Annotated in this window: 11 protein-coding genes; all 11 read right to left on the bottom strand. The window is 68.6% G+C overall.

What is annotated here, in order from left to right; translation table 11 throughout:
• Positions 1 to 51 precede the first annotated feature (51 nt).
• A complete protein-coding gene (locus ACFT2C_RS28180) occupies positions 52 to 507 on the bottom strand; it encodes a cupin domain-containing protein (RefSeq protein WP_377210414.1) in 456 nt (151 codons plus the stop codon).
• Positions 508 to 636: 129 nt separating this feature from the next.
• A complete protein-coding gene (locus ACFT2C_RS28175; protein ID WP_377210413.1) occupies positions 637 to 1170 on the bottom strand; it encodes an NUDIX domain-containing protein in 534 nt (177 codons plus the stop codon).
• Entirely contained in the window at positions 1167 to 4718 is a 3552-nt protein-coding gene (gene dnaE, locus ACFT2C_RS28170; protein ID WP_377210412.1) for a DNA polymerase III subunit alpha, read from the bottom strand. The genes ACFT2C_RS28175 and dnaE overlap by 4 nt, the downstream gene beginning before the upstream one ends.
• 61 nt (positions 4719 to 4779) lie before the next feature.
• Positions 4780 to 5709: an RluA family pseudouridine synthase gene (locus tag ACFT2C_RS28165; protein WP_377210411.1), complete on the bottom strand. Its 930-nt coding sequence runs from the start codon at positions 5707 to 5709 to the stop codon at positions 4780 to 4782.
• Positions 5709 to 6317 (bottom strand): signal peptidase II, encoded by a 609-nt coding sequence (locus ACFT2C_RS28160; RefSeq protein ID WP_377210410.1) that lies wholly within the window; start codon positions 6315 to 6317, stop codon positions 5709 to 5711. The genes ACFT2C_RS28165 and ACFT2C_RS28160 overlap by 1 nt, the downstream gene beginning before the upstream one ends.
• Positions 6318 to 6545: 228 nt before the next feature.
• Positions 6546 to 7097: a hypothetical protein gene (locus tag ACFT2C_RS28155; protein ID WP_377210409.1), complete on the bottom strand. Its 552-nt coding sequence runs from the start codon at positions 7095 to 7097 to the stop codon at positions 6546 to 6548.
• Positions 7098 to 7536: 439 nt separating this feature from the next.
• Positions 7537 to 8004: a TraR/DksA family transcriptional regulator gene (locus tag ACFT2C_RS28150; RefSeq protein WP_377210408.1), complete on the bottom strand. Its 468-nt coding sequence runs from the start codon at positions 8002 to 8004 to the stop codon at positions 7537 to 7539.
• Positions 8005 to 8186: 182 nt separating this feature from the next.
• Entirely contained in the window at positions 8187 to 8828 is a 642-nt protein-coding gene (locus ACFT2C_RS28145; protein WP_377210407.1) for a DivIVA domain-containing protein, read from the bottom strand.
• Positions 8829 to 9091: 263 nt separating this feature from the next.
• Positions 9092 to 9373 carry a YggT family protein gene (locus tag ACFT2C_RS28140; protein ID WP_377210406.1) on the bottom strand — a complete coding sequence of 94 codons (282 nt, stop codon included), beginning with the start codon at positions 9371 to 9373 and terminating at the stop codon, positions 9092 to 9094.
• Positions 9374 to 9501: 128 nt separating this feature from the next.
• Positions 9502 to 9972 (bottom strand): cell division protein SepF, encoded by a 471-nt coding sequence (locus ACFT2C_RS28135; RefSeq protein ID WP_377210405.1) that lies wholly within the window; start codon positions 9970 to 9972, stop codon positions 9502 to 9504.
• Positions 9973 to 10240: 268 nt separating this feature from the next.
• Positions 10241 to 11005 carry a peptidoglycan editing factor PgeF gene (pgeF, locus tag ACFT2C_RS28130; protein ID WP_377210404.1) on the bottom strand — a complete coding sequence of 255 codons (765 nt, stop codon included), beginning with the start codon at positions 11003 to 11005 and terminating at the stop codon, positions 10241 to 10243.
• Between the last annotated feature and the right edge of the window lie 74 nt (positions 11006 to 11079).

Genomic DNA, 11079 nt, shown 5'->3' with positions numbered 1-11079 from the left:
CACTCCCTGAGCTACTCAGGGAGACTCGGACAAGCGCTCTAATTCGCGTGTCTAGGCGGTGGGGCGTGGGGCACGGAGGTGGGCACGCTCCGCGAGCTCCGCCTCGTCAACCAGCACCAGCATGGGCTTGCCCGGAGCGCACAGCATGGTCACCACGAACCGTGTCCGGGCATCCGCGAGCGCGTTGCCGTCCTGGTAGTGGATCACATCGCCGCCCGGTTCCCAGAACGTCCCGCCGGCCTCGATGACCCGCTCGGGCTCACCCTCGAGCTCGAAGCGCACAGCGCCCTCGATCACATACCCGAAAGCGGGGCCAGGGTGGCGGTGCGGAGGGCTCCCCGGGTCCCCGGGCTCCCACTCCACGCTGATCGTCATCGCCGAGGCGCCGTCGGGGACGGTGAAGGGCGAGGCGTCCTGGAGCATGGTGACCGCCGTCGTCCAGCCGGGCTGCGCCCCGTCCTGCCCGGTCCCGTGCGCGTGTGCTGCCTGGTTCTCAGAAACTGTCATGGTGCTGCGCCCTTCGTGGGGTTCATCGTCTCGCAGTGATGACCGGGCGCCCGCCGGATCTGTGACAGGCCGGAACCGGGTGAATATACGGTGCATGAAGGAGGGCAAAGATCCAGCACTCAACGCCGGTCAGAACCCGAACGTCAGCAGGCGCGGCATGTCCGTTCCATGGCGGACGGCGTCATGGACCGCACGCAGCACCACGGCCTCGTGGGGCACCAGCGCCTCCGGGAGCGCGACGAGCGGGAACCAGGCCAGGTCCGCCGCCTTGTCGGGCTCCTGGATCGACGGCGTGCCGGCCCAGCGCGTGACCTCGAACATGAAGTCGACGCGCTGCTCGATCGCCGGCCCGCCCGGTTCGCCGCGGTGCAGGACGGTCAGCGGCCGGATGTCTTCCGGCGCCACGACCACGCCTAGCTCCTCGTGGGCCTCGCGGACTGCCGTGTCGATCACCGACTCGCCCTCCTCGACGTGGCCCGCGGCCGCGCACGCCCAGTACCCGTCGCGGTAGCCGGTGCCCTGGCGCAGCTGGAGCAGCACTTGACCCTCGCGCCGGAAGAAGACGTAAGCGGCCGGCACCAGTGCGAAGCGCTCGTGGTCGCCCTCGCCGTAGCGGTCGGACTCGGCCGCAGGCACGGGTCCCGCACCTCCGGCGTCGGTCACGACAGGCAGCCCTGCCCGAGCAGCGCCTTGAGGTCGCCGAACAGCGCCGGGGACTTCTCCACACGGAGGCTGTCGGCGGCCCGCACGACCGTCTTCTTGCCGGGCTCGGCCACAGCGACGTGCACCTCCGCCGACCCTGGATGCGTGGCGAGCACCTCGCGCAGCCGGATCATGACCGGCTCCACGGCCCGGCTGTGCGGCACGGTGACGGCCAGCGGCGAGTCGGACCCGACAGTGATGTCCGGCAGCGCGACCTCCATGGCCTGCAGCTGCATCGACTCGTCGCGCCGGCGCACCTTGCCACGCAGCACGACCACCTGGTCCTCCGCGAGCATCGTCGAGTAGGCGAGGTAGGTCTCGCCGAAGAACATGACCTCGACGGCGCCCTCCAGGTCCTCGACGGTCACGGCGGCCCACGGGTTGCCGTTCTTGCTCATCTTCCGCTGCACCGAGGTGAGCAGGCCGGCCACGGTCACCACCGAGTTGTCCGGACGGTGCTCGTCGGTGATCAGCGACGCGATCGAGGTGTCCGCGGCCCGCTGCAGCACGTGCTCCAGCCCGGACAGCGGGTGGTCGCTCACGTACAGGCCGAGCATCTCGCGCTCGAACTGCAGCTTCTGCTTCTTCTCCCAGTCGGGCAGGTCCGGGACCTCGACGGAGAAGCCCATGCCCGCCTCGTCGTCGTCCGAACCACCGAAGTCAGCGAACAGGTCGAACTGGCCCTCGGCCTCCTTGCGCTTCACGCCGATCACGGAGTCGACGGCCTGCTCGTGGACCACGAGCAGCGAGCGCCGCGTGTGGCCGAGCGAGTCGAAGGCACCCGCCTTGATGAGCGACTCGATGGTGCGCTTGTTGCAGACGGGCGCGGGAACCTTGTCGAGGAAGTCCTGGAACGACGTGAAGGCGCCCTTGGCCTCGCGCGCCTCCACTATCGCGTCCACGACGTTGCGGCCCACGTTCCGCACGCCAGTGAGCCCGAAGCGGATGTCGCCCTTGACCGCCGTGAACTTGGCGGCGGAGTCGTTGACGTCCGGCGGGAGCACCGTGATGCCCATGCGACGGCACTCGTTGAGGTAGAGCGCCATCTTGTCCTTGTTGTCGCCCACCGACTGCAGCAGGCCGGCCATGTACTCGGCGGGGTAGTTCGCCTTGAGGTAGGCCGTCCAGTACGCGACGAGGCCGTAGCCGGCGGAGTGCGCCTTGTTGAACGCGTATCCGGCGAACGGGACCAGCGTGTCCCAGACCGCCTTGATCGCGGCGGCGCTGTAGCCCTTCTCCTTGGCGCCCTTCTCGAAGTTGACGTACTCCTTGGCCAGCACCTCGGGCTTCTTCTTGCCCATGGCGCGGCGCAGCAGGTCGGCCTGTCCGAGCGAATAGCCGGCCATGATCTGGGCGGCACGCTGCACCTGCTCCTGGTAGACGATCAGGCCGTGCGTCTCGTCCAGGATCTCCGCGAACGGCTCGACGACCTCCGGGTGGATCGCCTCGATCTGCTGCTGCCCGTTCTTGCGCAGCGCGTAGTTGATGTGCGAGTTCATGCCCATCGGCCCGGGCCGGTACAGGGCGATGACGGCGGAGACGTCCTCGAAGTTGTCGGGCCGCATCTGCCGCAGCAGGGAGCGCATCGCGCCGCCGTCGAGCTGGAACACGCCAAGCGTGTTGCCGCTGGCGAGCAGCTCGTACGTGGCCTTGTCGTCGAGCGCCACGTTCTCGATGTCGACCGGGTCCTTGCCGTTCATCACGATGTTCTCGAGTGCGTCGTCGAGGATCGTGAGGTTACGCAGACCCAGGAAGTCCATCTTGATCAGGCCGAGGCCCTCGGACGTCGGATAGTCGAACTGCGTGATGATCGCGCCGTCCTGCGGGCGCTTCATGATCGGGATGATGTCGATCAGCGGGTCGCTCGACATGATCACGCCGGCCGCGTGCACGCCCCACTGCCGCTTCAGGCCCTCGATACCGCGCGCCAGCTCGACGACGCGCTGCGCCTCCGGGTCGGTCTCGTGCACCTGGCGGAACTCGGCGGCCTCGGAGTACCGCTTGTCCTTCGGGTCGAAGATCCCGCTCAGCGAGATGTCCTTGCCCATGACGGCGGGCGGCATTGCCTTGGTGAGCTTCTCCCCCATGGCGTACGGCATGCCGAGCAGCCGCGCGGAGTCCTTGAGGGCTTGCTTCGCCTTGATGGTGCCGTAGGTGACGATCTGCGCGACGCGGTCGTCGCCGTACTTCTCGGTGACGTATCTGATGGCCTCACCGCGCCGGCGCTCGTCGAAGTCGACGTCGACGTCGGGCATGGAGACGCGCTCCGGGTTGAGGAACCGCTCGAAGATGAGGCCGTGCTCCAGCGGGTCAAGCTCGGTGATCCCCATCAGGTAGGACACCATCGACCCCGCGGCCGACCCGCGCCCCGGCCCCACGCGGATGCCCTGCGCCTTCGACCAGTTGATGAAGTCGGCGACCACGAGGAAGTACCCCGGGAAGCCCATCTGGATGATGACCTCGACCTCGTATTCGGCCTGCTTGCGCACCGCGTCCGAGTAGCCGTTCGGGTACCTGCGCAGCAGGCCGGCCTCGACCTCCTTGATGAACCAGGAGATCTCGTCCTCGCCCTCGGGGACGGGGAACCGCGGCATGTAGTTGGCCGAGGTGTCGAACGAGACCTCGCACTGCTCGGCGATGAGCAGCGTGTTGTCGCACGCCTCAGGCAGCTCCTTGAAGACCTTGCGCATCTCGGCGGCGGACTTCACGTAGTAGCCCGAGCCGTCGAACTTGAAGCGGTTCGGGTCGTCCAGCGTGGACCCGGAATTGATCGCCAGCAGCGCCTCCTGGCTGGTCGAGTCCTCCTCACGCACGTAGTGCAGGTCGTTGGTGGCCACCAGCTTCGCGCCGATCGTCCTGGCCAGCTCGAGGAGCTCCTTGGTCACCCGGGTCTCGATATCGAGCCCGTGGTCCATCAGCTCGACGTAGTAGTTCTCCTTGCCGAAGATCTCCTGCAGCTCGCCCGCGTACCGGACCGCCTCGTCCCACTGCCCGAGCCGCAGCCGCGTCTGGATCTCGCCCGACGGGCAGCCGGTGGTCGCGATGAGGCCGTCGGAATACTTCTCCAGCAGGTCTCGGTCCATGCGCGGCCACTTGCCCATCTGGCCCTCCAGGGAGGCCAGGGACGACGCCCGGAACAGGTTGTGCATGCCGGTGTTGTTCTTGCTCAGCAGGGTCATGTGCGTGTACGCACCGCGCGCCGACACGTCGTCGGACTCCTGGCCTGCCTCGCCGTAGCGCACGCGGGTCTGGTCGAACCGGCTGGTGCCCGGCGTGACGTACGCCTCCACGCCGATGATCGGCTTGATGCCTGCCTTCTGCGCCTGCGCCCAGAACTCGTGCGCGCCGAAGAGATACCCGTGGTCGGTCGTCGCGATGGCGTGCTGCCCCTGCCGCGCGACCTCCTCCATGAGGTCGCCGATCCTGGCCGCGCCGTCCAGCATCGAGAACTCGGTGTGGACGTGGAGGTGGACGAAGTCGTCGCTCTTCGAGGCGGTCGCGGTCGGCATGCGGTGAGTCTAAATCGAGCCACTGACACTCCCGTTCAGCAACGCCGAGCGGAACCTCACATCACTTGTACGCGCCCCGCACGACCTCGAGAGCAGCCGCCAGATCGTCCGGATACTCCGACTCGACCTCGATCCAGCGCCCCGTCGTGGGGTGCTCGAACCCGAGCCGGTGCGCGTGCAGCCACTGCCGCGTCAGCCCCACCTTCGAGGCCAGCACGGGGTCCGCGCCGTAGGTCAGATCCCCCACGAGCGGGTGGCGCAGCGCCGCGAAGTGCACCCGGATCTGATGAGTGCGCCCGGTCTCCAGGTGCACCTCCAGCAGCGAGGCCGACGACAGCATCTCGAGCGTCTCGTAGTGCGTCACCGACGGCTTGCCGTCGGCGGTCACCGCGAACTTCCAGTCGGAGCTGGGGTGCCGGCCGATGGGCGCGTCGATGGTGCCCGACGTCGGGTCCGGGTGGCCCTGGGCGAGCGCGTGGTAGACCTTGTCGACAGTGCGTTCCTTGAAGGCGCGCTTGAGGCCGGTGTACGCGAGCTCCGACTTGGCGACGACCATCAGCCCGGACGTCCCGACGTCGAGCCGGTGCACGATCCCCTGCCGCTCGGCGGCGCCCGACGTCGACACGCGGTAGCCCGCCGCGACCAGCGCGCCCACCACGGTCGGGCCGGTCCAGCCCGGCGACGGGTGCGCTGCCACGCCGACCGGCTTGTCGATCACGACGAGGTCGTCGTCGTCGTACACGATGCCCATGCCGGGTACGGGCTCAGCCACCACCTCGACGGCGGGCCGCTCCTCCGGCATGTCCACCTCGAGCCAGCCGCCCGGGACCACCCGGTCGGACTTGCCCACCTGGCGCCCGTCGAGGCGCACCGCGCCCGCCTCGGCGAGCTCGGCCGCGCGCGTCCGGGAGAAGCCCAGCATGCGGGCCAGCGCGGCGTCGACGCGGTCGCCGGCGAGCCCGTCGGGGACGGGCAGCGTCCGCAGCGCCATCAGGCGGGGTCGCCCTGGTCGCCGCCCGGCGCGGCGGCCGGCTCGGCGTCCCCGTGGCGCTTGCCGTCCAGGCCGATCCCGCGCAGCGACAGGAGCGCGATCAGCACGGCCGCCGAGACGACGGCGATGTCGGCCACGTTGCCCACGAAAAAGCCCGCGTAGTCGATGAAGTCCACGACGTGCCCGCGCGCGAACCCGGGTTCCCGCGCGAGGCGGTCCACGAGGTTCCCCACGGCGCCGCCGAGCAGCAGGCCGAGCGCTACCGCCCAGCCCCGCGACCCGAGCCGCCCGATCGCCCGGATGATGAAGACCACGACCACTGTCACGACGATGGTCAGGATCCAGGTGTAGCCCGAGGCGATCGACAGCGCGGCGCCCGGGTTGTAGATCAGGCGCAGCTGCAGCAGCTCGCCCACCAGCGGGACCGGATCGCCGCCCGCGGACAGCGCGGACTCGGCCCACCACTTGGTCAGCTGGTCGGCGGCCAGGACGAAGGCCGCGAGCACGCCGGTCCAGACAACGAGGACACGGCTGCCCGACGGCGCAGGCATGGCCGCGGGATTCGTCTCGCCGTCGGCCACGGCGGAGGGTTCAGCGGGAGTAGACATCAGGCAAAGTCTCCCATGCCGCAGGCGCTACCGGGCGCACGCCGTCCGAGGACCGAGCGCATGGTCGCCAGACGCCATGCAATTCCCCTGGCGCGGGCGCCCTCCTCACGGAAATCGGTATAACCGCACAAAGCAATGGGGCCCTTTCCCGGAAATCAAGGAAAGGGCCCCACCAGGTGCACCACTACCGAAGAGTCACCGCTCGACGGCAGTCAGTTGACGCAAGCGTCAGCTGCAGGCCGCGTACTTGGTGAAGTTACCCGTGTTGAACAGGTTGAACGGGCCGTCCCAGTGCCACGGTGCGACGCACACGTTGTTCAGGACGTCGACCGAACCGTCGCCACCGAGCTCGGCGTCGCCGTCGTTGCAGGCCTCGTAGTCGGTCACGTTGGCGGTGCTGCCGACGTTGCCCGGACCCTCCCAGTACCAGGGAGCGACACAGACGTCGTTCAGCGCGTTGAAGCTGCCGTCGCTCTCGATCTCGACGACCTCACCGGCGGTGGCGACCTCCTCGGGGACCATCGCACCGTCGACGCCCACGGGCGCCTCCGAGGTGCCGTAGCCCTCGAGCACGTCCAGCGCGCCGTTGATGCCCACGACGCCCAGCGGGTTCGTGGTGCCGAGCACGTCCGTCGCGGCGGCGCCGTCGACGACGTCCATCGCGCCGTCCGCGACCTCCGTCGCGCTGCCGGCGGAGGGTGCGCTGATCAGCTCGGGCTCGTCGCCCATCACCATCGCGCTCGCACCCGATGCCGCGGCGACGACCAGACCGGCCGTCATCACCACGGCTGCCCCTGCACGGCAGGTTGCACGGAATCCTCGGATCATTGTGTTTTCCCCCTCGAATAGCTCCGTCGAAATACGGTGAAACACACGTGTGTGATTCACCTGGAAGAGCATCGAGGGTGAATTTCACCCTGTCAATCGGAACGTGACTTCGCATACAAGTCACCTGGCAGATCAAAAACGACATTCCAGGACCGAGCCCCACGGCATTGCGCCAGGAATGCCCCTAACCCAGACATCACAGCGTTGATATCGGGCTTCCGGATCCGCCCGGCGCCGCCATGGGCGCCGGGCGCGCAGGCTCCGGTTGCTCTACTACGGGGCGAGGCAGCGCGCAGCCGCGGACACGCCGGCGCTCAGACCGAGCGCTCAGACCGAGCGCTCAGGACCACCCGGCACTCAGGCACCAAGCGCTCGAACACCGGCCGGCCGCTCAGGCCCCGCGGCGCTCCTCGCGCGCCTTGGCCTCCACCGAGAGCGTGGCCCGGGGGAACGCCTGCAGCCGGGCCTTGCCGATCGGCAGGGCCGTGAGCTCGCACGTGGCGTAGGTGCCCTTGCGGATGCGGTCGAGCGCGTGGTTCGTCTGGTCCAGGAGGTCACGCATGTTGTTGACCAGCGTGAGCTCCTGCTCGCGCTCCAGCGCGCTCGAGCCGTAGTCGGCCTGGTCGTCGCCGGCGCCGTCGCCGGAGTTCCGTAGCAGGTCCGACAGCTCACGGTCGGCGACGTGCAGCTCGCGCTCCAGCCGCTCCTTGTCCTCCAGGAGCAGGGCGGCCAGCTCCTCGGCCTCACGCAGGGTCCAGGGCTCCTCACCGTCGCGCACGGGGAACTTCTTCACGTCGCGCGTCAGGTTCGGGAACTCTTGCTTGATCGCGGCTCGCGTCGCAGTCGAGATCTTGGTCATGGGTTCCCCTTCGCGGTCGCCCCCGGTGGTCAAGTTCACGAAGCGTAAGCACAAGCGGCCGGACGCACAACGGGGCACGCCGATGTGGCGTGCCCCAATCATGAGGGTGTCTGGCGTGTCGCGCGCGGCGACCGGGCGTGAGGTGGGGACGCCCGGCCGTCGTACACGAGAGAACGCTGCTGTCAGATGCCCTGTGCCATCTCGGCCGGGCGGCCCGACCGCTGGTTGTTCTGCGGCGGCAGGGCCGAGCCGCGTGCGTCGAGGTCGCCGAGCAGGTTCTGCAGGAAGCTCTTCAGACGCGTGCGGTAGTCGCGCTCGAAGAGGCGCAGCTCGTCGATCTTGCGCTCCAGGAGCGAACGCTCCTGCTCGAGCTGGGACAACGTGCGGTGCGAGGTCTCCTCGGCGTCGCGCACGATGCGCGCGCCCTCGGTCTTGGCCTCGGTGATGAGGCGGTCGCCCTCCTCCTGGCCGGAGCGCACGTAGTCGTCGTGCAGCTTCTGCGCCAGCTGGAGCATCCCCGTCGCCGACTCCGGCTCCGGGCCGTTGCCCTTGGGGCCGGCGGGACCGGTCGGCATGACCGGCGCCGCGACAGGCGCGGCCTGTGCGCGGGCGGGGGCTGCGGTGTCGTTGCGCGAAAGCTCCGCGATACGCCGTTCCGCGGCCGCGACCTTCTGCCGGAGGCCTTCGTTCTCCTCCTGGACGTTGGTCAGGGTCCGCACGACCTCATCAAGGAAGTCGTCAACCTCCTCGACGTCGTAGCCCTCGCGGAACTTCGTCGCGGAGAACTTCTTGTTGAGGATGTCCTCTGCAGTAAGCAGTGCCATCGTGTCACCTCGAAAGTTAGAACGTAGGAACGCAGAACTCGGACGTCGGCGCTACCCAGCCGCGCCCCCTCCGTCGAAGCCCACGGTAGCGGACGACATCGGCGTGGGACACCGGGAGCACCTCCGGGCACGATTTCCTCACAGAGTGTGCCGCGTCGCCCCAGGTCACATCCATGTCCCGGTCAATGTTTTCAAGCATCCCGCAGTCCGACGCCGATCCGGCCCGCCTCGAACCACCACAGATTCGACACGTGCCGGGCAGCTCATCCGATCGCGCCGACGATCGACGAGAGCAGCGAGACGCCGAAGAACAGGACGATGAATGCCAGGTCCAGCTGGACCTGGCCGAGCCGTAGCGGCGGGATCAGCCGGCGCAGGAACCGCAGCGGCGGGTCCGTGACCGTGTAGATCGCCTCTGCGACCACGAGAAGCACGCCACGTGGCCGCCAGTCCCGGGCAAAGAACTGCACCCAGTCGAAGATAAGCCGTCCAATGAGGAACAGCAGGAAGAGCCACAGCAGGAAGCCGATGAAGTCCCAGATCACAAGGGACAACCTAACCTGTCCACGCCCGGAATCACGTGAAGTGCCGGTGGTGGACACGCACAGGAACGGACATGGGTGAGGGACGACCGCAGCAGCGGCCGCCCCTCACCCATGGTCTCGTGTCGGATTCAGCTCTGGTTGTAGAAGCCGCCGCGTCCGTTCGGCTTCTCGGGGGCCACCTGCTCCTCGGCCGAGATCTCCACGTGCTCGGGCGAGAGCAGGAAGACCTTGTTGGTCACCCGCTCGATCGAGCCGTGCAGACCGAAGATCAGGCCGGCGGAGAAGTCGACCAGGCGCTTGGCGTCGGCGTCGTCCATGTCGGAGAGGTTCATGATGACGGGGGTCCCGGCGCGGAAGGCCTCGCCGATGCTCCGTGCGTCGTTGTACGACCGCGGGTGCACCGTGGTGATACGGCGCAGCTCCGAGGAGGACAGGGCTTCACGCGGCACACCGTCGCGGTGCAGCGGTGTGACCTGTGCGTGCCGGTGGTCCTCCACGTTTTCCTCCAGGCCCTCGTCGTACTCGTCGAGGTACTCCTGCTCGCCCTGATCGTCGGCGAGGCCCAGATACAGCATGGTCTTGCGAAGCGCTCCGGCCATCGCTCATTCTCCGTTCGTCGCCTGCTGTGCGTCCTTCTGTCGGTGTCCACCGAACCCGTACAACAGGTCCGACCTTGACCCCTCGTCGAGGTCGCCTTGGCAAAAGTAGCCCGGCGCAATCCGACCCGGAAGTGCGACACGCCGTGCCACGAACAACTTTGCCAAAGTTGTTCAGCGAATGCTCGTTAAAAACGACATCCGTGTGATTTCGCAGGTCAGAAGCGCGCTCGTCGGCGTGTCGCGATCCTCCGGGCAGGGTGAGAAACGGTCATATCAGAGCGATGATGCCCGCCTGACGCCCGGTCGTGGTACCGGCCGCGCTCGCCCGGCGGTGCGAGAACAGGGCAGGGTCCTCGAGCGTGCAGCGCTCGACCCGCGTCACGGCAACGCCCCGCGCGGCGAGCTGCGCGACCACCCCGGAGGGCAGGTCGAGGCCGGGCGTGCCGTCTCTGGTCGTCGCGTAGGTCTCGGGCACCACTGCGGCGACCTCGTCGCGCATCGCGCCCGGCACCTCGTAGCACTTCCCGCACACGGCCGGCCCGACGACGGCGCGCACGCGCGCGGGGTCGGCGCCCCGGGCGACGAGCGCGTCGAGGGCCCGGAGCACCACGCCGGCCAGGACGCCCTTGCGCCCCGCGTGCGCCACTCCGACCACACCCGCCTCCGGGTCGGCCAGCAGCACGGGCACGCAGTCGGCGACGAGGACGCCGAGACCCAGCCCGCGTACCGCGGTGACCAGCGCGTCGCCCTCCCCCGCGGACGCCGGCGGACGGTGCGCCGCCCACCTGGCCCGCTCCGCGGCACCGAGCTCGAGCACCGCGTCGCCGTGCACCTGCGTCGCGAACGCCACCGGCGCGCCGAGCCGCTCGGCGGCCCGGGACCGGTTGACGGCGACCCTGGCGGCGTCGTCGGACACGTTCAGGCCCAGGTTCAGGCCGCCGCCGTCCGACGTCGCCCACGGGGCGGGCGAGACGCCGCCAACGCCGGTCGTGAAAAAGGCGTGCACCCCGTCGCCGAGATCGACGGGGTGCACGCTGTATTTAAAAGAATTAGGAATCGAGTATGAAGTCGATCCAACGCTTGTTAGAGGGTTAGATTATTATAATC

Origin of the sequence: Promicromonospora sp. NPDC057138, assembly GCF_042670845.1 — a bacterium.
In the GTDB taxonomy this organism is placed as follows: Bacteria; Actinomycetota; Actinomycetes; order Actinomycetales; family Cellulomonadaceae; genus Promicromonospora.
Note: the sequence above shows the minus strand (reverse complement) of the source record. Positions and strands in the feature narration are given on the sequence as shown.

Excerpts from the sequence above, each read along its gene's own strand:
- ACFT2C_RS28155 (WP_377210409.1), bottom strand. The coding sequence starts at position 7,097 with ATGACGGCCGGTCTGGTCGTCGCCGCGGCATCGGGTGCGAGCGCGATG.
- dnaE (WP_377210412.1), bottom strand. The coding sequence starts at position 4,718 with ATGCCGACCGCGACCGCCTCGAAGAGCGACGACTTCGTCCACCTCCAC.
- ACFT2C_RS28135 (WP_377210405.1), bottom strand. The coding sequence starts at position 9,972 with ATGGCCGGAGCGCTTCGCAAGACCATGCTGTATCTGGGCCTCGCCGAC.
- ACFT2C_RS28180 (WP_377210414.1), bottom strand. The coding sequence starts at position 507 with ATGACAGTTTCTGAGAACCAGGCAGCACACGCGCACGGGACCGGGCAG.
- ACFT2C_RS28145 (WP_377210407.1), bottom strand. The coding sequence starts at position 8,828 with ATGGCACTGCTTACTGCAGAGGACATCCTCAACAAGAAGTTCTCCGCG.
- ACFT2C_RS28165 (WP_377210411.1), bottom strand. The coding sequence starts at position 5,709 with ATGGCGCTGCGGACGCTGCCCGTCCCCGACGGGCTCGCCGGCGACCGC.
- ACFT2C_RS28150 (WP_377210408.1), bottom strand. The coding sequence starts at position 8,004 with ATGACCAAGATCTCGACTGCGACGCGAGCCGCGATCAAGCAAGAGTTC.
- ACFT2C_RS28160 (WP_377210410.1), bottom strand. The coding sequence starts at position 6,317 with ATGTCTACTCCCGCTGAACCCTCCGCCGTGGCCGACGGCGAGACGAAT.